This is a genomic window from Soehngenia longivitae, assembly GCF_004684055.1.
Lineage (GTDB): Bacteria > Bacillota > Clostridia > Tissierellales > Tissierellaceae > Soehngenia > Soehngenia longivitae.
On record NZ_SRIB01000002.1, the window covers coordinates 100,354 to 122,266 of the forward strand.

Sequence of the window (21,913 nt, forward strand, 5' to 3'; positions counted from 1 at the left end):
TAATATGAGTAGAAAAGCATATATCGATAATATAGATGTAAATTTGGCAATTGATGAGTACTTTAAGAAATTAGAAATTAATCCTAAAGAAGAATTGATAAAAGTAAAAGACTCTTTAAACAGAGTGACTTCAAGAGCTGTGTATGCTAAGCTTTCATCACCGAGCTACAATTCTGCCGCTATGGATGGAATAGCCGTAATATCTGATTATACCACGGGTGCAACAGAGAGTGAACCAAAGACATTGAAACTAAATGAAGACTTTATTTATATAAATACTGGAAATCCTGTAAAAGAGCCATTTGATGCAGTGATTATGATAGAGGATTGTATTATAAAAGATGAGGATACCATAGAGATTTTATCTCCAGCGTATCCTTATCAGCACATTAGACAGATTGGGGAAGACATTGTAGCTACAGAGATGATCTTACCTTCAAGGCACAAGATAAGGCCTGTAGACATTGGAGCCCTTATCTCAGGTGGGATTGATGAGATAAGTGTTTATGAAAAGCCAAAAGTTGCCCTTATCCCCACTGGGAGTGAAATAGTTGAAAATGTGGAGGAAGTAGTAGAAGGAAAGATCATAGATTCAAATTCATATGTATTCGAAAATCTAGTTTTAGAATTAGGTGGAATTCCCAACAAGGGTTCGATAGCAGTAGATGAATACGAAACAATAAAAGCAATGGTTTTAGAAGCTGTTGAAAAAAACGACATAGTATTAGTAAATGCAGGTTCATCAGCAGGTACAATGGACTATACAGTAGATGTAATCGATGAAATTGGAGAAGTGGTAGTGCATGGAGTAGCCATGAAACCGGGGAAACCAACTATTTTAGGAATAGTAAAGGGAAAACCTATCATAGGAATACCGGGATATCCCGTTTCTAGTTATTTAGTGTTTGATGTTTTTGTAAAACCAGTTATATTAAAATTTTTAGGACTTGAAGATGACAAGGATGAAATAGCAAAGGCCACCCTTACTAAAAGAGTAGTTTCATCTCTCAAAAATGAAGAAATAATCAGAGTAACTCTAGGGTTTGTTGATGATAAACTCATTGCAACACCCCTACAATCTGGAGCTGGAGTTATAATGAGCTTAGTAAAAGCAGACGGACTATGCAAAATACCAAGGAATGTAGAAGGTTATGACGTTTCAGATACAGTAGATGTGAAACTACTAAGGCCGCTCAATCAGATAAAAGAAAGTCTTGTTTCCATAGGAAGCCATGATATATGCATGGATATAGTAGCCGACATGATGAAACTTAAATCCACTCATGTAGGTAGCATGGGAGGTATACTATCTTTAAGACGTAGAGAATGCCATTTAGCACCAATTCATTTATTAGATGCCGATACAGGAGAATACAATATCAGCTATGTAAGAAAGTATTTTAATGGGGAGAAGATGGCACTCATAAAAGGCTTAAATAGAATACAAGGCTTTATAGTAGAAAAGGGAAATCCTCTAAACATACAATCGGTCAACGACTTAGTAAGGGAAGATGTGGTATTTGCAAACAGACAAAGGGGCTCTGGAACAAGAGTACTATTAGATTACGAGTTAGCTAAAAACGACGTGAACCCAGAGAAAATAAAGGGATATCAAAGAGAATTTTCTACTCATATGGCTGTTGCTGCAGCTGTTAAGAACAAGAGCGCAAATGTAGGTTTAGGTGTATATTCTGCAAGCAAAGCTTTAGATTTGGATTTTTATCCTTTAAAACCAGAGGAGTACGACTTTTTAACTTATGCTAAAAATTTAGAGCTTGACAGGATAAAAGAGTTCATAGAAATACTAAAAAGCGAAGAGTTTAAAAACAGAGTTGACGCCTTAGGTGGATATGGTTTTGAAAACACTGGCGAAATAATAATAATAGAATGACGGTGATTATATGAAAGATGCGTTTGGAAGAGAGATAGATTATTTGAGAGTTTCACTTACTGATAGATGTAATTTAAGATGTGTTTACTGCATGCCTGAAAAGGGAATAGCAAATAAACTACCCCATGAAGAAATGCTTACTCTAGAGGAAATGTATGAGATAATAAAAGTTTTCGTAAATACTGGGGTAAAAAAGATAAGATTTACAGGTGGAGAACCATTGGTAAGGCTCGGAGCTGTTGACTTGATAGAAAGAGTAAGCAAATTAGAAGGCGTTAAAGAAATAACGATGACTACAAATGGTATATTACTTGAGGATTATATTGAACCCCTTAAAAAAGCAGGACTTAATCGAGTAAACATAAGCCTTGATAGTTTAGACGCAGAAAAGTACAAAGAAATCACAAGAGGTGGAGATATACAGAGGGTAAAAAGGGCTATAAAGAAAGCAATTGAATACGATTTAAACCCTGTAAAAATAAATACAGTATTGATTGGCGGATTCAATGATGATGAAATAGAAGATTTTGTAAATTTAACAATCAATCATCCTATAGACGTTAGATTTATTGAACTTATGCCAATGGGAGAGGCTAAAAACTTTGCTAAAGCTAAATTTATCCCAAACTCTACTGTGCTTTCTAGAGTGAGTGCATTAGAAAAAATCGAAAATGACGACATTCACTCACCTGCACAATACTATAAGCTTCCAAATGCGATTGGCAAAGTTGGACTTATAAATCCTATAAGTTGCAAATTCTGCAAAGACTGCAATAGAGTAAGGCTAACTTCTACGGGGAAATTAAAATTGTGTTTACACTCGAATAGAGAGATAGATTTAAAAAAATACCTTTATGAAGGTGAAAATTTAGAAGAAGTGATTAGAGAGGCTATTTTGTCTAAAGAAAAAGAACATGAACTAGAAAAGGATATCACTATAAATAGAAATATGAATGAAATCGGGGGATAATATGGAATTTACACATTTTAATGCTGAGGGTTTACCTAAGATGGTTGATGTTGGAGATAAAGAAGAAACCGAAAGAGTTGCTATAGCTTATGGAAAAATAACGGCTAAGAAAGAAACTATCAATTTGATAAGAGATGGTAAGATTAAAAAAGGAGATGTCTTGTCAGTCGCTCAAGTAGCAGGAATAATGGCTGCTAAAAAGACAAGTGACATTATCCCAATGACTCATAATATATTTTTAACTTCTGTCGATATGACTTTTAACTATGGAGAAGACTTCATTGAGGTTTACTCAAAGGTAAAGACTACATCAAGTACAGGAGTTGAAATAGAAGCCTTAAATTCTGTAACCACAGCATTGCTAACCATATATGACATGGCCAAAGCGGTAGACAGAGCTATGGTAATAGAAGATGTGAAACTGATTAAAAAAACAGGCGGGAAATCAGGAGTATTTTTAAGAAAAATCAAAGGCAAAGTAGTTTCTGTAAACATTTCCGAAACCAAAGGAGTTGTAAAAGTTCCGATTGATAAAGGAGAATTCATAGAAGGTTTTGGACTTAAAGACGATGCACATGCTGGGAAGTGGCACAGGCAAGTAAGCTTACTTGGAGTGGAAAGCATAGACAAGATGAAACGAGAAGGGCTTGATGATTTACAATTAGGAGATTTTGCAGAAAACATAACAACATCTGGCATACTCTTATATGAACTCCCAATAGGAACAAAACTAAAGGTAGGAGAATGTGAACTTGAAGTTACCCAAATTGGCAAAAAATGTCATGAAGGCTGTGCGATTAAAAAAAAGGTCGGCGACTGTGTCATGCCACGAGAGGGTATATTTGCTAGAGTTTTAAAAGGCGGAGTGATAAAAGCTGGAGATGACATAGAAATAATGTAAGAAAATATAATTGTGAAAATAAAAAATAAGAAATGCCTCTAATATATGATCATTTACCACATGACATATAGTGGAGGCACTTTTTATAGACATAAAACTAAAAAGTGGTAAAAATCACTTATTTTTCTAGTATTTCTAGCAACTAAACTTGTGGATTGCTTTTCCAAAAGAGCTTTGTTAAACTTATAGTAAATATAATTTTCAGAATACTACAAAAATAAAAAAGAAGGGAATGGTAGGATGTCAAAAATACATATAGAAGGATATAAAAAATTTACAATTTTAATGGTAGCTATAGTTTTAATTAGCAGTGTGTTTTCTCTAATAAGCCCAATTTTAATCAATTATTGGTCAAATATCGGTCAAGAGATAACTAATGAAGAAATACTCATTCTATTAGGTGTCATGATACTAGCAACCGGAACTAAAATAGTATTGACTTATTTTAGAGAAAAATTCGCAAAAGAATTCAACAAGAAGAATTTTAAAAATTATTTAAGCCAATATTATAAATTAGATTATGATTACATAACTGAACAAGGACCTATGACACTCATGGAAAGGATGATCATAGGTGTAAACAGTATATACCAATATTTAACTGGAGATGCAATCCAAATTTACTCTAACATTGTTATTTTACTTGGAATTCTAACGATTGTATTTTTACAAAACAAAGTAATTTTTTTGATTTTATTTTTATTGATACCATTGCACTATTTTGGATATAAACACTTAAATAAAGAACTTTCAGAAAGATCAAAACAACTTCAAGAAATTTCTTCCACTAGATGGAGGGATATTTTATCAATATTAAATCAAACGGATTATATAAAACAATTGGGAGATTATCAACATATAAATAAGATTATAGACTTTAACTTAGAAGAAATATACAAAGCACAATCAAAGGTAAATGTATATGCCCAATCTTCCTCTGCTTTAATATCTGGGATATCAAATGTAGCACAGACTATGATTATGGTTTTAACTATTTTAAGAGGGCTGGAGAGCAACAATTATATGAGTATACTTCTCATTAGTGTACTTATTCCACTATTTAATCAATCACTACAAGGGATTACAAACTCAAATCTAAATCGAAGAGATTTTGACATTTCAAATTCATTTTTTAGTACTTGGAAATCACACCTTGAAACGGAAGGAAGTGTTAATTTAAAAGAGATCAACTCTCTTGAGATAAATTTAGATGAGATGAGAATAGGCGATCATCATAAAAAAATGAACATAAATGAAAGATACCTACCAGGAGATTTTATATGGGTTAAAGGGGATAGCGGAACAGGTAAAAGCACACTCTTAAAACTAATTCCACGGTTTAGGACTGTAGATGGCATACTAATTAATGGCAGAAAAATAAGTGAGTACACCCTAGAAAGTTTGCGCCATAGAATAGAGTACCTGTCGCAAAATGTTCCAATTATAAAAGGAACCTTAAGAGATAATTTATTCTTGGATATCCCTTACAGCTCAAAAATAGAAGAAGAAATGAAAAAAGATCCTTTGTTAGCATCTATCTTTAAAAACAAAACAATGGACTCGATTATTACAGAAGGGGCAGGCAATTTATCTGGAGGAGAAAAACAAAAAATAGCTGTGGCAAGAATTTTATATAATGATGTAGATTTGCTACTGCTTGATGAGATTACTTCTGGAATTGATGAAGAAACTGCTAAAGAAATATACGACAGGATTTTTGAGAAGATGAAAAATAAAATAGTGTTTGTCATATCTCATAATGATCTTCCTAGTAAATATACAAATAAAATTATTGAGATAAAATAATATGGTAGTATTTATATTTTTCTTCACTTTTATGAATTGCCTATAGAAGTCTTTGAAGAATTTGAAGCTTGTGCTCGTATCTTGTATAGAAAATTTTTAATAGATTTGTTAAAGTGAGCACAAAGCAAAACTCAATACCAAAATACCTTGACAGCATAACATCCTTTTGTTAATATAATGACAAAGAATATTTTTCCGTTTTTTTGAGGGAAACCTTGATGAAATGGGTTTTAAATTAGCTAATACCTAAGCTTTTAGAGTTTTCTTTAAGCTTTAAGGGATTTAGGGTTTTGTCATGACTTTAACTTCCCTTTATGGGAAGGTTTTTTTGTTAGGGGTGAAAAATGTGAAAAAAATAGCAGTAATAAGTGCTCTTTTAGAAGACAGTGTAAATACTCAGTATGATTTCAATAGAATTGTCGCTAACTACAAAGACATAATAAAAGGCAGGATGGGGATACCTTTTAATGAATACGATGTATCTGTCATTACGTTGGTAGCAGTCGGTGATATCGATGAGATAAATAGTTTCACAGGGAAGCTTGGAAATTTAAAGAACTGTACAGTTAAGATATCTATTTCTAAAAAGGAAGTGTAGCTGTGAGAGAAATCTTAAATAAACTTTATAATACCCATGACTTAGAGATGGATGAGCTTGTGTATTTGATTGAAAATGCTGATACAACGATAATTAACGATATCAAAGACCATGCTAAAGCGCTCACGTTAAGTATTTATGGAAATAAAATTTACATCAGGGCATTATTAGAGTTTTCAAACTACTGCAAGAGAAACTGTATGTATTGTGGTTTAAGGAATGACAACGAAGAAGTTGATAGATTTAGACTTACAAAGAATCAGATAATAGAGTCTATAGGGAAAGCATATGATTTTGGATATAGATCATTTGTCATGCAAAGTGGAGAAGATGAGTTTTATACGAAAGACTTATTATCAGATATAATTATTACTTTAAAAGAAAACTTTAAAGGTATAGCAATAACTCTATCTATCGGAGAACGAAGTTTTGAAGAATATAAAGAATTTAAAATAGCTGGAGCAGATAGATTTTTATTAAGGCATGAAACAGCAGACCAAAAGCAATATGAAAAACTTCATCCTGATATGAGCTTTGAAGAAAGAAAGAGGTGCTTATATGATTTAAAAGCATTGGACTATCAAGTGGGTGCTGGGTTTTTAGTGGGTCTGCCTAACTCAAATCCGACTATCATGGCAAAAAATCTTATATTTTTAAAAAACTTAGAACCTCATATGGTTGGCATAGGTCCATTGATAATACATAAAGACACGCCACTTAAAAATTATAAAGATGGTTCTGTAGAAGACACTTTATTTTATATATCGCTGACAAGACTTTTTCTGCCAAAAGCCATGATTCCTGTGACAACCGCAGTGAATACTTTAGATAAAAAGGGGTTAGAAAAGGGAATAGATTCAGGTGGAAATGTGCTTATGTTAAATTTATCACCTCAAGAATTAAAAGAAAAATATGAACTATACAAAAATAGGGAGACTAAAAGCGTCTATGATTTAGAAAAAGTCGCAGAGAGATTAGAAAACATTGGATATCAAGCTTATATAAAAAGAGGTGACCACATTGATTGGTCAAAAGAGGAGGAAGGGAAATGGCAAGGACAGAAAATGAATTAAAAAGTTTTATTGATGACGAAAAGATATTTTCATTATTGGAGCAAGGTAAAAATTCATCAAAAGAAGAAATACTAGAAATCATTCAAAAATCTTTATCTAAGCAGAGATTAGAGCCGATAGAAACAGCAAAGCTACTAAATGTAGAGGATAAAGAACTCTTAGATGAGATATTCAAAGCTGCGAATACCCTAAAGGAAGAAATCTACGGAGATAGGATAGTATTTTTTGCACCCTTATACATTGGAAATAAATGCATAAACAACTGTAAATATTGTGGGTTTCAAAGAGACAATACAGCTATAGAAAGAAAGACCCTTACTTTAGAAGAATTAAGAGAACAAGTAAAAATTCTTGAAAGCAAAGGACATAAGAGGTTGATATTAGTCTATGGAGAACATCCTGATTATGATGCTGATTTTATCGCGCAAACGATGAGAACTGTTTACGACACTAAGAATAAGAATGGAGAGATAAGAAGAGTAAACATAAACGCAGCACCTATGGAAGTTGAAGATTATAAAAAACTAAAAGAAGCAGGGATAGGGACATTTCAAATATTCCAAGAGACGTATCATCATGAAACTTATCAATACCTTCATCCTCAAGGCGATATGAAAGGAGACTATTCATATAGGCTCTATGGTTTAGACAGAGCTATGGAGGCAGGGATAGATGATGTAGGGATTGGAGCACTGTTTGGCCTTTATGACTGGAGATTTGAAGTTATGGGATTGTTATTTCATGCAATCCACTTAGAAGAAAAATTTGGGGTAGGACCTCACACTATTTCATTTCCTAGAATTGAACCCGCTTTAAATAATGAGTACTACAATCAAACACAATATAAAGTATCTGATGATGATTTTAAGAAAATAGTTGCTATATTAAGGCTGTCTGTTCCATATACAGGCATGATCCTAACTGCTAGAGAAACTAAAGAAGTGAGAAAAGAAATAATTCCCTATGGAATTTCTCAAATAGATGCAGGCTCAAGAATAGGAATTGGTGGATACACGCTAGATACTCTAGTTCCTACAAAAGAACAATTTCAATTGGGGGATACGAGAGAACTAGATGATGTAGTAAGAGAGATGTCAGAGATGAACTTTCTAAGTTCATTTTGTACAGCTTGTTACAGATCTGGCAGAACTGGTGAAGATTTTATGTGCATAGCAAAGCCCGGAGATATACAGCATTTTTGTGCAGCAAATGGAATATTGACTTTTAAAGAGTATTTAATTGACTACGCAAGCCCACAAACCAAAATAATGGGTGAGAAGATGATTGAAAAAGAATTAGAAAAAATAGGAAAAGAAAGTCCAAATAGGAGAGAGCTGATAGAGAATAAGATCAAACTCATTGAACAAGGACAAAGAGATGTTTACATTTAGAAGGAGAAATCATGGAAAAGACACCAAATTCAAATAGAGTTACAATTTCAATTTTCGGGAACAGAAATGCAGGTAAATCATCATTATTAAATGCTATTGCAAATCAAGAGGTTTCGATTGTAAGTGATGTAAAGGGAACAACTACAGATCCAGTAAAAAAAGCAATGGAATTGATTCCAGCAGGTCCGGTATTGTTTATAGATACTGCTGGGATCGATGATGAAGGGAATCTAGGGAATTTAAGAATAAAAAAGAGCTTTCAAATTTTAAGAAGAACTGACATAGCTTTATATATCATAGATGGATTAGATGAAGATGATAAAAACTTAGAAAATATTGAAACAGAGTCAAAGTACTATGACATACCTCTGTTAAAAGTAGTGAATAAAACAGATTTATTGGATGAAGAAAGTATAGTTAAACTAAAAGACAAGTATCCTGATGCAATATTTATTTCCACTAAAAATGAAAATGACATAGAGCTATTAAAAGCAAAGCTCATAGCATTGATACAATCGATAGATGAAGATAAACCCATTGTAGGAGATATGTTAAAACCTGATAGCAATGTAATTTTAGTTATACCAATAGACAAATTAGCTCCAAAAGGCAGAATTATATTGCCACAAGTTCAGACTTTGAGGGATTTACTTGATCATGGCATAAAGAGCTTTGTGGTGAGAAATACTGAATTAGAAAATGCTTTAAAAGATATTAAAAAAGTAGATTTAGTCATCACAGATTCACAAGTATTTAAAGAAGTTGATGAAATTGTACCAAAAAACATACCTCTAACTAGTTTTTCAATTCTATTTGCTAGGCAAAAGGGGGAATTAAACGAATTTGTAAAAGGTGTGAGAGCTATTGAAAAACTGAATCAAAACTCCAGAGTTTTAATAGCTGAAAATTGTACACACAACACAAATCATGAAGACATTGGAAGAAAAAAAATTCCAGATTTAATAAGGCAAAAAACATTTTCTGATATTCAGTTTGATTTTAAAAGTGGTTATGATTTTGAAGAAAATCTAAGCGATTATGATCTTATAATTCATTGTGGCGGATGTATGGTAAATAGAAGAGAAATTTTATCGCGCATAAGATTAGCAAAACAAGCAAATGTACCCATTACAAACTATGGAATTACGATGGCTTATCTAACCGGCATACTAGATAGAAGCATTGAGTTATTTAAAGAAAGAGTATAAGGAAAATCCTTATACTCCTCTTTGTCTTTCTCTTAAAATATTTTCTGAAACTTCTTTACCTATATCAACATTATGTTCTTGTGGATTTAAGCCTACATCTTCCCTGAGATCATCTGGCAAATCCTCAATATTTTCTTTTTCATTAGAATCATTAGAGTTTTCTACTGGATAGTAAAGTCCATCTTCATTAAGTTCGTATTTACTCTTATAATTTGGATCAACCAAAAGAACTAATTTACCGTTTTTAACTTCATCATAGTAGCTTTTCTTTTCTTCTTCGGATAGTTCTAAACGATTAAGAGCATCAATAACCGAGTCCTCACCACTTAAAAAACTCTTAAACCTATCCCATATAGACTCATCATCTTCTTTTATCAGTACATCGGTACTTCCTTTTACCATTGATATATCCTCATCTTTACTTACGATAACATACATGTCCTGTTCTTCATAACCAAGAAGTTCAAGCTCTGTTATTCTCTTCAAAAGACTTAATTCATCATCAAACACTTCTATTTTTTTATCTAACATATTATCACTCTCCTTAATTTATTAATACCCAAAAATAAAACTTAAAAAGCCGATAAAATTTTATCGACTTTTTAAGTAGGAGGAAAAAGATCACATGTATTAAGCATAAGCCTCATCGACTTTGATATAACTGAGTTCTTTAGTGTCTTTGATTATTTCATAACCGATATAACCTTGATCGATTAGAGATTTTTGCATTTCTAAGTTAGCCCATTTAGATAATACTAAATCCACTGGGTTATAGTATTTTTTATCTAAATCGTTGTGAAGAATGAATCTCCATAGACCATCAGAATTATCGGGCTTTGTTCCATATTTCTTTTTAAGAGCTTTTATCTTTAGTCCACCCCTCATTACATTGTAAAGACTGTAGAAGTTATATGGTGAAACTGTACACATAAAGTGTTTGTAACCTTCTTGTTTTGCAATTTCTTTTGCTTTTTCTAAAGTCACTAGTTGCAGTCCGTTGCCTCTGTAAAGAGGATCCACAACAGTTGTTTCAAGATGAACAACTTTTTTCAAATCTTCTTCAGGGAGATTAATATCATAACCTAAATTTCTTTTTTCTTCTCTAGGAAATGAAATGTATCTATAGGCAATTAATCTATCTTTACTGTTTAAAACACCAATTATTTTAGCACCGTTTTCTAAGTCACCTAACATATCTTCATATGAATCAATGTATAGGACTTCTTTATTTGGTAGGTTTTCATATACGTATTGCTGAAGTTCAACTACTTCTCTTAATCTATTTTTATCAATTAATTTCATCTTATATTCTTCTAACTGCATATCTTCTTTATGCTTATTTTTTACTAATACACCTTTTCCTAAAACCATATCATTACCTCCTTACCACAAACCATCTATATTAATTAAATATAATAAACATTAACAACTTACAACTTATATTCAAGTTGTAAGTTTATTATACCCTTTCTTTAAAAAATAATCAACAATTTTTAAAAAAAAATAAAAAAACTTAGAGAAAAATCTCTAAGTTAAAATTTTAATTTCTTTTTTACATGATTTAACCAAACAAATCAGGAACAGCTAAATGAAGAACTAATAGTACTAAATCTACAAACATCATTCTCTTATGCCATACATAAAGAGATTTATTTTTCGTTTTGTAATAAGAAAAGCCCAAAATTGCTGTGATCAATATGCCTGCATACAGTACAAAGCCAGTGTGGAGCTTAAATTCTCCTAACATCAAACTACCATGTATGATTGCTATAATTGCGATTAAACCTCCGGCTTGTTTATGATATTTTCTAAATCTTTTAGACCATTTCATGAGGGCCTGATTGTGATAATCGTAAAATCTTTTATTGATGAGATTCAATACAAAAGGCAAGATCAAAAATAAAAATAAAATAGCACTTAATGAACCTAATACACCAGCCATATAAAATCACTCCTTTAATTATTTTTTATAATTTACTATTATAATACTCGAATGATACCCGGAAATATTGGGTATAAACAATTTGTTAAATAATACAATATTTTTTAATAAATTAGAATAAATTGATTATTTTATTGATTTATCCCCTAGATTGTTATAAAATTGATAATTAGAATGGGATAAGTTTTTGAGTTTTTAGATGGAGGTGATAAAGTGGCAAAGGAAACTATTGAGATTATTAAAGATGCAGAAAATGAAGCTATGAAATTGATAGAAGATGCTAAAGCCTATGCAAAAAAAACTGTAGCTGAAGCTCAAAGATTAGCTGAAGAACAATTCAATAAAATTATAGCTGATGCAGAACTTGAAGGCGATAGAATAATTGAGTCAGCAAAAGAAAATGGAAACAATCTTGCAAAACCAATCATAGAAGACGGGATGAAGCGAATTGAAAAAATAAAAAATATAGATGAAGATAAACTGAAAGAGGCTAGTAATATTATTATCGAGAGGATTGTGAACGGCTATGGCAATAGTTAAAATGAGTGAGTTTAGCTTGTTTGCTTTTGATGTTGAAAAAGAAGCTCTTTTAAAAACTCTTCAAAATTTCGGATATGTCCATTTTAGCAATCTAACCGAAGAATTTGGAGATGAATCACTAGGGCTTGAACCAGTAAAAGTTCCACATAAGCTAACTGAAATAGAAGAAAAGCTTTCTAAAGTTTCATCTGCTGTAAGTATTCTCTCTAAGTATGAACAGAAAGAATCAAGTATAAAAGCCATGATGGAAGGCAATAAGACATATTCTTTCGAAGAATTAGAAAAAATTGTTTTAGACATAGATTATATAGCTTTAGCAGATGAGATCTTGAGCCTTTCGAAGGAAAAAGATGATATTGTGCAAAAAATTGAACATTTAAGGACAGAAATAGATGAACTTAAACCTTGGCAATACTTGGGTGCAAGTATCGAAACACTATCTAACACTTACTTTTCCGATATTACAATAGGTACTGTATCAAGGAAACTAAAAGAAAAACTTATTGAGATTATGAGCGAGGCAGAGAATGGTTATTATGAGATTATAAATGAGGATAAGAATAATCTTTATTTACTTTTGATATCTCACAAATCAGACACTGATGATTTAATCGACTCTTTAAAAAATTTGAGTTTTACAAAAGTGAAACTTCAGATAAAGTTAACGCCTGATGAAGAGATCAAGATAAGGGAAGAAAAAATTAAAAAATACGAATTAGAAATAGAAGAAATTGAAAACAACTTGAAAGAAAGACTAGATTATCTAGAAAATCTAAAACTTGCATTCGATTACTTGAACAATCTCAAACTTAGATTTTCTGTTTCGGAAAATTTCATAAAGACCGAAAAAGTAGTTTTTATTAAAGGGTATATTCCAACATCTAAAAAAGATGAGTTTGAAAAAAGTGTAAGAGAAGCACTGGGGAATGTATATTATTTAGAAATCAAAGAAGCCGAAAAAGAGAATCCAAAAGTTCCAATATTACTTGAAAACTCAAATTATGCTGAGACTTTTGAATCTTTGACGGGGATGTATGCTTTACCAAAGTACAGCGAAATTGATCCTACTCCTTTCTTAGCACCATTTTATACACTTTTCTTTGGAATGATGGCAGCAGACGTAGGGTATGGATTGATAATGCTCTTGGGAACATTTTTCGCATTAAAGAAATTTAAACTCTCAGATGCACAAAGAAAATCCATTAAATTTTTCTACTACCTTAGCTTCTCTGTAATCATATGGGGGTTTATCTATGGTTCGTTGTTTGGTGGAGTCGTAAAGATACCTGGGCTTATAGATCCAGCTAATGACTACAATACTGTACTTTTGATGTCAATAGCCTTTGGAGTTATACACGTCATGTTTGCACTTGGATTGAAAGCGTACATGCTAATTCGAGATAGGAAAATCCTCGATGCATTATTTGATGTTGGATTTTGGTATTTTGCATTAATTGGAAGCATTGTATTCCTCTTAAGCACAATGGGGATAATTGGAGGAGTCATAAAAACTATAAGTTTAGTGATGATGATTGTCGGAATGCTAGGAATCGTGGCAACTGGTGGTAGAAGTTCTGGGAGTATCGGAGGAAAGCTTGCAGGTGGATTTTATTCACTCTATGGCATAACAGGTTATATAGGGGATTTTGTATCGTACTCTAGACTTATGGCTTTAGGTCTTGCAGGTGGATTTATTGCAGGTGCAATAAATATGATCGCTGGTATGGTTTCGGGACTTGGAGTCGTAGGGTTTATATTAGCTATTGTTATATTTATAGCAGGACAATTATTCAATCTAGGCTTGAGTTTATTAGGAGCATATGTACACTCTATCAGATTGATATATGTAGAGTTCTTTGGCAAGTTTTATGAAGGTGGAGGCCCTAAATTTAATTTACTAAGGGCAAAACCAAAATATATCAATATTAAATAACAAGGAGGAATTTTAAATGACAATTAGTGAATTTTTAGTTAATTATGGTGGAATATTTTTTGCAGGTCTAGGGATTGCGTGTGCAGTAATATTATCAGGGATAGGATCAGCAAGAGGAGTAGGTATAGTTGGTGAAGCAGCAGCAGGGTTGATGATAGAAGAACCTCAGAAATTCGGGAGATCCTTGATACTTCAATTGTTACCAGGTACACAAGGGCTTTATGGTTTCGTAATAGGATTGTTAGTTTTAGGAAAATTAGATGTTGGGATGCCATTAGCTGAAGGGTTATATTTGTTTGCTGCATGTTTGCCGATTGCATTAGTTGGTTGGAAATCTGCGATATCACAAGGTAGAGTAGCAGCTTCAGGTATTACACTATTAGCAAAAAATGAAGAAAATTCAACATATGGTATCATTTACGCAGTAATGGTTGAAACCTACGCACTATTATCATTTGTAACTTCCTTGATTTTAGTAAACGCTGTTAGTTTTTAGTATTTTTTATTTTGAATAAAGTAAGGATGTGAAGCTATGCAAAATTTAGAGAGCCTTACCCAGAAAATAATGGAAGATGCTAAAGCTGAAGCTAGTAGAATCAGTGAAGAAGCAGACAAAAAACAAAAACATATAATTGATGAAAGGGTAAAGGAAGCAAAGGTAATAAGTGAAAAAATACTAGAAAAGAAGAAATCAGAAGCAAATACGTTAAAAGAGAGAATAATATCAAGTGCGCAAAGAAATGTTAGAAATCAAGAACTCTCTGCAAAACAAGAGGTAATTGATAAAGTCTTTGAAATTGCTTATATGAGTTTAAATGATTTAAAAGATGAAGATTATTTAAAACTCGTAAAGAAGATGTTAGAGAATGAGGACTTATCTAAAGAAAAAGTGTTGAAAGTACCAGTAGGTAAAGAAGAAATTGTTAAGGGCCTATTAAATGAGGGAAAAATAATTGAGGAGCCATCGTTAGACAGTGGGTTCATAATAGTAGATGGTAATGTCATTTACAACTTTTCTTTTAGAGATATATTAGATGAGATGAGAGAAGAATTGGAAACAGAGATAGCCTCTTACTTATTTAAGGAATAGAGGTGAGCTGATGGATAGAATGGATTTTACCCAATCGGTTGTTAGAATTAAGGTTATGGAGAAAAGACTTTTAGATAACATTACGATTGATAAACTAGTGGATGCTAATGACATAGAAGAAGTAATCAAAATACTTGAAACCACTGAATATGCAAGTTCGATATCTAAAGTGAAGGATTCTAAAAATTACGAAGAAATTCTTTACAATGAGCTTAATAGAGTCTATGAGTTAGTTAGAGAAATCACTCCATACAAAGCAATATCAGATTTGATGGCATTAAAATATGATTATCACAATATTAAGGTCATGTTAAAAGAAAGGCTAAAAGGAGAGGATCTGTCTAGCCTTTATATTCCAATAGGCACTACAGATTTTAATATCTTTAAAAATTCATTTGAAACATCTGATTTTAGAGATATCGATGTAAGATTTAGCTCAGTAATACAAGAAGTCTTAAGTGACTTTGAAAAAAACAGCGATCCTCAAAGGATAGATATTTTAGTTGACAAAGCATATTTTAATCATATGTATGATATAGCTAAAGACACAGGTATAGAATTATTTATAAATTACGTTAAAGACTTGATCGACTTTACAAATATCATAGCGGTCTTAAGATTAAAAAAACAAAACAAAGGGTTACCATTTGTAGAAGAAGTGCTATTGCCAAATGGAAACATCGAACTAGATCAGATTCTCGTGTCCTATGCTGATTCCATTGATGCCATCATAAATAGGTTTAGAACTTCCAATATTACAAAAGCTCTAAAGGCTGGCCTTGATTTATACAACTCTACAGGGAGGATTTCAGCTTTTGAAAAGAGCATGGACGATCACTTGATGGAATTGATAAAAGAGTCCAAATCTGTAGTTTTTGGACCAGAACCGATATTTGCGTATCTTGTGGCTAAAGAAATGGAGATTAAAGTATTGAGGATAATCATGGTCTCAAAGTTAAACAACATATCACCACAGGCTATTAGAGAAAGGCTGCGTGAGCTATATGTATAAAATTGGAGTAATAGGGGATAAAGATTCAGTATTGGCTTTTAAAGCCCTTGGAGTCGATGTATTTACAGTTTCTGACAAAGACAGTGCTAGAAAAGCTTTGGACAATGCTGCTAGGGATAAATACGGAATTATTTTTGTTACAGAACAAATCGCAAGTCTTATTCCAGATACTGTATCTAGATATGACAAAGAGATAGTACCTGCGGTAATACTCATACCTAGCAATCAAGGCACGCTTAATATTGGTATGGATAGAATCAATGAAAATGTTGAGAAAGCCGTAGGCTCAAATATTTTATAGAAAGAGAGGGCTTAACTTGAAAGTAGGAAAGATCATAAAAGTATCCGGACCTCTTGTTGTTGCAGAGGGAATGGATGAAGCTAATGTTTACGACGTTGTTGAAGTTTCTGAAAATAGATTGATCGGTGAAATAATTGAAATGAGAGGCGATAGAGCCTCAATACAAGTTTATGAAGAAACCACAGGAATTGGGCCTGGGGACCCTGTTTATTCTACAGGGGAACCATTGTCAGTAGAACTAGGGCCTGGGCTATTGGAAACCATGTTTGATGGTATTCAAAGACCCCTTGAAGCGTTCCGAGATGCTTCAGGTGATTTTCTAGTAAAAGGTACAAAAGTAGAAAATCTCGATAGAAATAAAAAGTGGCATTTTACTCCAACTGTAAAAGTAGGAGACAATGTCTCAGAAGGCGATGTAATCGGAACCGTTCAAGAAACACCTTTGATCTTACACAAAATAATGGTACCTTCTAATATAGAAGGAGTAGTGACAAAGATTGAAGAAGGCGAGTTTACAATTACAGAAGTAGTTTGCGAATTAAACGATGAAATAAAACTTACTATGATGCAAAAATGGCCAGTCAGAAGATCTAGAGGCTTTAAGAGAAAATTAAATCCAACAGTCCCACTAGTTACAGGGCAAAGGGTAATTGATACATTTTTCCCTGTTGCTAAGGGTGGAACAGCAGCGATTCCTGGACCATTCGGTTCAGGTAAGACTGTAGTACAACATCAATTAGCGAAATGGGCTGATACAGAGATAGTTGTATATGTAGGCTGTGGTGAAAGAGGAAATGAGATGACTGATGTACTCATGGAATTTCCTGAAATCATAGACCCTGCTACTGGTGAATCTCTTATGAAGAGAACTGTTCTAATTGCAAATACATCAAATATGCCGGTTGCAGCCAGAGAGGCTTCAATATACACTGGTATAACAATCGCTGAATACTTTAGAGACATGGGCTACTCAGTTGCGTTGATGGCGGATTCTACATCAAGATGGGCTGAGGCTTTAAGGGAGATGTCAGGAAGACTTGAAGAGATGCCAGGAGATGAAGGATATCCTGCATATCTTGCATCAAGAGCAGCGGAATTTTACGAAAGAGCTGGTAAAGTAATATGCAAGGGTAGTGACGATAGAGAAGGAGCAATCACTGTAATAGGCGCTGTATCACCTCCAGGGGGAGATATATCCGAACCAGTTTCACAGGCAACTCTTAGGATAGTTAAAGTTTTCTGGGGATTAGACCACTCGCTTTCATATAAAAGACATTTTCCAGCTATAAATTGGCTGAACTCATACACTCTTTATCAACCTAGCATTGACAAATGGATGAACGAAAACGTAGATAAAGAGTTTTCAAAAAACAGAGTTAAAGCGATGACACTTCTCCAAGAAGAAGCTTCATTACAAGAAATTGTAAGGCTTGTAGGGAGAGATTCTCTATCGCCTGAAGATCAACTTAAACTTGAAGCATCGAAATCCATTAGAGAAGATTATTTACAGCAGAATGCATTCCACGATGTTGACACTTATTGCTCACTAGAAAAACAAAATTTAATGCTAAAATTGATTTTGAAATTCTATGACTTGAGTTTAGATGCTTTAGATAAAGGAGTATATTTAAAAGACATTGAAAACATGGCTGTAAGAGAGAAAATAGCAAGAGCAAAATACATCGAAGAAGATAAATTAGATCAATTAGTAGCTATTGAAAAAGAGCTTGAAGCAGAGATTGCAAAACTCATTGAGGAAGGAGGCCTTCTAGATGCGTAAAGAATACAATACAGTAAAAGAAGTAGTAGGCCCATTGATGATTGTAGAAGGCGTTGAAGGTGTTAAGTTTGATGAACTAGTAGACATCGAACTTAAAAATGGAGAAAAAAGAAGAGGAAGAGTTCTGGAATTAAATGGTGATAGAGCCATGGTTCAGTTGTTTGAAGGCTCTGCTGGAATCAACTTAAATTCTACAAAAGTTAAATTTCTTGGAAGACCACTTGAACTTGGGGTTTCTGAAGACATGATAGGTAGAATATTTGACGGCCTTGGTAGACCAAAAGACAACGGGCCTAAGATAATCCCAGAAAAAAGGCTTGATATAAATGGTTCACCAATAAACCCTGTTGCAAGGGATTACCCAGAGGAATTCATTCAAACAGGTATATCTTGTATAGATGGTTTAAACACACTTGTTAGAGGGCAAAAACTGCCTATATTTTCGGGTTCTGGACTTCCTCATGGAGAGGTAGCTGCTCAGATTGCAAGACAAGCGAAAGTGTTGGGAACTGATGAGAAATTTGCGGTAGTATTTGCTGCCATGGGTATAACATTTGAAGAAGCCCAGTTTTTCATTGACGACTTCACATCAACAGGCTCTATTGACAGGGCAGTTTTGTTTATGAATTTAGCAAACGACCCAGTTATTGAGAGGATTGCAACTCCTAGAATGGCACTTACCTGTGCTGAATATTTAGCATACGAAAAAGATATGCACGTCTTAGTAATTTTAACGGATATGACAAACTACGCTGAGGCTCTAAGAGAGACATCTGCAGCGAGAAAGGAAGTACCAGGAAGAAGGGGATACCCTGGCTACCTTTATACAGACTTATCAACTATTTATGAAAGAGCAGGAAGAATTAGGGGTAGAAAAGGTTCTATTACACAAATACCTATCTTAACGATGCCAGAAGATGACATCACTCACCCTATACCCGACCTTACAGGATATATTACAGAAGGACAAATAATACTTTCAAGACAACTCTATAAAAGAGGGATTGAACCACCAATAAATATAGTACCTTCACTTTCAAGACTTAAAGACAAAGGGATAGGGAAAGGCAAGACTAGAGAAGATCATGCAGATACCATGAATCAAATCTATGCAGCTTACACTTCAGGTATTGAGGCTAGAGAACTAGCAACCATACTTGGCGAATCAGCACTATCTGATGCCGACAAAGCATTTGCAAAATTTGCTGAAGCTTTTGATGAAAAATATGTAAATCAAGGTTATCACAACAATAGAACTATTGAAGAAACACTAGATTTAGGCTGGGAACTTTTAAAACTAATCCCAAGATCAGAGTTAAAGAGGATAAGAGAGGAATACTTAGACAAGTATTTGCCTGCTGAAGAAAAAGGGGATGAGTAGATGGCCATACTAGAGGTTAACCCTACCCGAATGGAGCTGACAAGGCTTAAAGATAGGCTAAAAACAGCCACTAGAGGCCATAAGCTCTTAAAGGACAAACAAGATGAACTCATGAGGAGGTTCATTGAACTCATAAGAGAAAATAAAAGACTCAGGGAAGAAGTAGAAAAAGACTTAAAAGAAGCCTTTGAAGCTTTTTTCTTGGCAAGTGCAGTAATGAGTCCTGAGATGCTAGAGGAAGCCATAGCTTTCCCAAAGGAAAGTATTTCAGTAGATATAAAAAAGAAAAATGTCATGAGCGTTAGAGTTCCAGTGATGAATTTTATTAGAAGTTTAGAAAATGATGAGGGAAGTATTTACCCTTATGGTTTCGCTCAAACATCTCCAGAATTAGACGAAGCAATTTCTAAACTATACAGTATAATGCCAAAATTATTGGAATTAGCAGAAGTTGAAAAATCTTGTCAGCTAATGGCTGATGAAATAGAAAAAACAAGAAGAAGAGTAAATGCGCTTGAATATAGGACTATTCCTGAACTTGAAGAAACGATTAGATTTATCAGAATGAAATTAGATGAAAACGAGAGAAGTACTATAGTAAGACTTATGAAAGTTAAAGAAATCATAAACAAAGAAAGTTAAAGCACCTAAATAGGTGCTTTAACTTTTGGTGGGTGGTATTGGACTCGAACCAACGACCTCCACGATGTCAACGTGGCGCTCTGCCAGCTGAACTAACCACCCGCATATTACAATGATAGCATATGAAGGTGAGTATTTCAACATAATTGTGGGTATATATAAAAAAATTATTTTTAGGAGGATTCTTATGTCAAAAAACTGTTTAGTTGCTCAATCCGGCGGGCCTACTGCCGTAATAAATGCTAGCATAAGTGGGATATTAGATGCAAATATTAAATACAAAGAATTTGAAAAAATATATGGAGCAAAAAATGGTATAGAAGGGGTCATGGATGGCAAATTAATTGATCTTTCTAACCTTACAAAAGAAGAAATAGATTTACTTAAATTAACTCCAGCTAGTGCATTAGGATCATGTAGGCACAAGATGAAAGACTTCAATGAAGATGAGAAAGAGTATGAAATGATTTTAGAAACTTTAGAAAAATACAACATAGACACATTTTTCTATATCGGAGGAAACGACTCCATGGACACTGTCCATAAATTGAGCCTATATGTAAAACAAAAAGGCATTGATAAAAAAATCATCGGCATACCCAAGACGATAGATAATGATCTGATGGAAACGGATTTTACACCTGGCTTTGGATCAGCTGCTAAATATATTGCAACGACAGTTTTAGAAACATACTTAGACGCTAGTGTTTATAAAGATAATGGAGTATTTATAGTTGAGACAATGGGCAGAGATGCTGGATGGCTTGCAAGTTCAAGTGTATTAGCAAAGATTGATGGTAAGCCAGTAGTTGATTTTATTTATTTGCCTGAAAATCCATTTGACAAAGAGAAGTTTTTAGCTGATGTTAAGAAATGTTATGAAGACAAAAAGCAAGTCTATATCGTAGCTTCTGAGGGGTTAAAAGATGCTAATGGGGATTATGTGTTCAAATCAAAGACAATTGAAGTTCACGATAAATTTGCCCACGCTCAATTAGGGGGAGTGGGAAGCTATTTAAAGAGCATAATTGAACAAGCAAATATAACACATAGGATAAAGGTGCTTGAATTAGGCACTGCACAAAGAGCGGCAATGCACTGTGCTAGTCTAACTGATGTAAACATATCACATCTTTGTGGATTTAGAGCATATGAGATGAGATTTGAAGGTAAATCAGGATTTATGGCAGGGATAAAAATAAAATCGATGCTACCTTTTGAAACAGAAATAGTCGAAATAGATCCTTCATTAGTTGCAAATAAAGTAAAAGAAATACCAAGAGAATGGATGACCGACAATTTTGTAAAAGAAGAATTAGTAGAGTATTTAACTCCTTTAATTCAAGGGCAGCCTGAGATTGAATATGAGAATGGATTGCCAAAGTATGTAAAATTAATATAAGATAAGAATAATTCATTAATGAGTTTGTGTTTTTGTAAATAGGGTAGTAATA

General features: G+C 33.4%; 21 protein-coding genes, 1 tRNA gene and 1 pseudogene. 19 read left to right on the forward strand and 4 right to left on the reverse strand.

Annotated elements, in window-relative coordinates; translation table 11 throughout:
- The first annotated feature begins 4 nt into the window (after positions 1–4).
- The 9 genes and pseudogenes from E4100_RS02060 to hydF all read left to right on the forward strand — a co-directional run bounded on the left by E4100_RS02060 (position 5) and on the right by hydF (position 9,838).
- Positions 5–1,891, forward strand: a complete 1,887-nt coding sequence (locus E4100_RS02060; protein ID WP_135270355.1) for a molybdopterin biosynthesis protein — start codon at positions 5–7, stop codon at positions 1,889–1,891.
- A 10-nt stretch (positions 1,892–1,901) separates the two neighbouring features.
- Positions 1,902–2,861: a GTP 3',8-cyclase MoaA gene (gene moaA / locus E4100_RS02065; RefSeq protein WP_135270357.1), complete on the forward strand. Its 960-nt coding sequence runs from the start codon at positions 1,902–1,904 to the stop codon at positions 2,859–2,861.
- A 1-nt stretch (position 2,862) separates the two neighbouring features.
- Positions 2,863–3,312, forward strand: a pseudogene (gene moaC, locus E4100_RS09440) (cyclic pyranopterin monophosphate synthase MoaC); the annotation flags it as partial.
- A gap of 15 nt (positions 3,313–3,327) precedes the next feature.
- Entirely contained in the window at positions 3,328–3,762 is a 435-nt protein-coding gene (locus tag E4100_RS09445; RefSeq protein ID WP_245196346.1) for an MOSC domain-containing protein, read from the forward strand.
- Positions 3,763–4,002: 240 nt separating this feature from the next.
- Entirely contained in the window at positions 4,003–5,568 is a 1,566-nt protein-coding gene (locus E4100_RS02075) for an ATP-binding cassette domain-containing protein (RefSeq protein ID WP_135270361.1), read from the forward strand.
- A 346-nt stretch (positions 5,569–5,914) separates the two neighbouring features.
- Positions 5,915–6,166, forward strand: a complete 252-nt coding sequence (locus tag E4100_RS02080; protein WP_135270363.1) for a TM1266 family iron-only hydrogenase system putative regulator — start codon at positions 5,915–5,917, stop codon at positions 6,164–6,166.
- A gap of 2 nt (positions 6,167–6,168) precedes the next feature.
- Complete coding sequence (hydE, locus tag E4100_RS02085) at positions 6,169–7,239, forward strand: [FeFe] hydrogenase H-cluster radical SAM maturase HydE (RefSeq protein WP_135270365.1); 1,071 nt, start codon at positions 6,169–6,171, stop codon at positions 7,237–7,239.
- On the forward strand, positions 7,215–8,630 hold the full coding sequence (gene hydG, locus E4100_RS02090) for a [FeFe] hydrogenase H-cluster radical SAM maturase HydG (protein WP_135270367.1): 1,416 nt from the start codon (positions 7,215–7,217) through the stop codon (positions 8,628–8,630). The genes hydE and hydG overlap by 25 nt, the downstream gene beginning before the upstream one ends.
- 11 nt (positions 8,631–8,641) lie before the next feature.
- Entirely contained in the window at positions 8,642–9,838 is a 1,197-nt protein-coding gene (gene hydF / locus E4100_RS02095; protein WP_135270369.1) for a [FeFe] hydrogenase H-cluster maturation GTPase HydF, read from the forward strand.
- Positions 9,839–9,847: 9 nt separating this feature from the next.
- On the opposite strand, the gene E4100_RS02100 is transcribed toward hydF, so the two are convergent.
- The 3 genes from E4100_RS02100 to E4100_RS02110 form a co-directional block, all read right to left on the reverse strand.
- Entirely contained in the window at positions 9,848–10,369 is a 522-nt protein-coding gene (locus tag E4100_RS02100; protein WP_135270371.1) for a general stress protein, read from the reverse strand.
- A 99-nt stretch (positions 10,370–10,468) separates the two neighbouring features.
- A complete protein-coding gene (locus tag E4100_RS02105) occupies positions 10,469–11,209 on the reverse strand; it encodes a GNAT family N-acetyltransferase (RefSeq protein ID WP_135270373.1) in 741 nt (246 codons plus the stop codon).
- Between the two features lie 190 nt (positions 11,210–11,399).
- Positions 11,400–11,780 (reverse strand): hypothetical protein, encoded by a 381-nt coding sequence (locus tag E4100_RS02110; protein WP_135270375.1) that lies wholly within the window; start codon positions 11,778–11,780, stop codon positions 11,400–11,402.
- Positions 11,781–11,993: 213 nt separating this feature from the next.
- Here E4100_RS02110 and E4100_RS02115 point away from each other — a divergent pair, with 213 nt between their 5' ends.
- The 9 genes from E4100_RS02115 to E4100_RS02155 are packed head-to-tail and all read left to right on the forward strand — an operon-like array spanning position 11,994 to position 20,459.
- Positions 11,994–12,320, forward strand: a complete 327-nt coding sequence (locus tag E4100_RS02115) for an ATPase (protein WP_135270376.1) — start codon at positions 11,994–11,996, stop codon at positions 12,318–12,320.
- Positions 12,307–14,253, forward strand: a complete 1,947-nt coding sequence (locus tag E4100_RS02120; protein ID WP_135270378.1) for a V-type ATP synthase subunit I — start codon at positions 12,307–12,309, stop codon at positions 14,251–14,253. Before E4100_RS02115 ends, E4100_RS02120 begins: the two co-directional genes overlap by 14 nt.
- Before the next feature lie 22 nt (positions 14,254–14,275).
- Positions 14,276–14,749, forward strand: coding sequence for a V-type ATP synthase subunit K (locus tag E4100_RS02125; protein WP_425596609.1), 474 nt, complete (start codon positions 14,276–14,278; stop codon positions 14,747–14,749).
- Between the two features lie 36 nt (positions 14,750–14,785).
- Entirely contained in the window at positions 14,786–15,343 is a 558-nt protein-coding gene (locus E4100_RS02130) for a V-type ATP synthase subunit E (RefSeq protein WP_135270382.1), read from the forward strand.
- A gap of 10 nt (positions 15,344–15,353) precedes the next feature.
- A complete protein-coding gene (locus tag E4100_RS02135; RefSeq protein ID WP_135270384.1) occupies positions 15,354–16,355 on the forward strand; it encodes a V-type ATP synthase subunit C in 1,002 nt (333 codons plus the stop codon).
- Entirely contained in the window at positions 16,348–16,656 is a 309-nt protein-coding gene (locus E4100_RS02140) for a V-type ATP synthase subunit F (protein WP_135270386.1), read from the forward strand. The genes E4100_RS02135 and E4100_RS02140 overlap by 8 nt, the downstream gene beginning before the upstream one ends.
- 16 nt (positions 16,657–16,672) lie before the next feature.
- Positions 16,673–18,436: a V-type ATP synthase subunit A gene (locus E4100_RS02145; RefSeq protein ID WP_135270387.1), complete on the forward strand. Its 1,764-nt coding sequence runs from the start codon at positions 16,673–16,675 to the stop codon at positions 18,434–18,436.
- A complete protein-coding gene (locus E4100_RS02150) occupies positions 18,429–19,817 on the forward strand; it encodes a V-type ATP synthase subunit B (RefSeq protein ID WP_135270388.1) in 1,389 nt (462 codons plus the stop codon). The genes E4100_RS02145 and E4100_RS02150 overlap by 8 nt, the downstream gene beginning before the upstream one ends.
- Entirely contained in the window at positions 19,818–20,459 is a 642-nt protein-coding gene (locus E4100_RS02155) for a V-type ATP synthase subunit D (RefSeq protein WP_135270389.1), read from the forward strand.
- A 26-nt stretch (positions 20,460–20,485) separates the two neighbouring features.
- Here E4100_RS02155 and E4100_RS02160 read toward each other — a convergent pair.
- Positions 20,486–20,561, reverse strand: a tRNA-Val gene (locus tag E4100_RS02160).
- 85 nt (positions 20,562–20,646) lie between these two features.
- Between E4100_RS02160 and E4100_RS02165 the strand changes: the two genes are divergently transcribed.
- Positions 20,647–21,861, forward strand: a complete 1,215-nt coding sequence (locus E4100_RS02165; RefSeq protein WP_135270390.1) for a 6-phosphofructokinase — start codon at positions 20,647–20,649, stop codon at positions 21,859–21,861.
- The last annotated feature ends 52 nt before the right edge of the window (positions 21,862–21,913 follow it).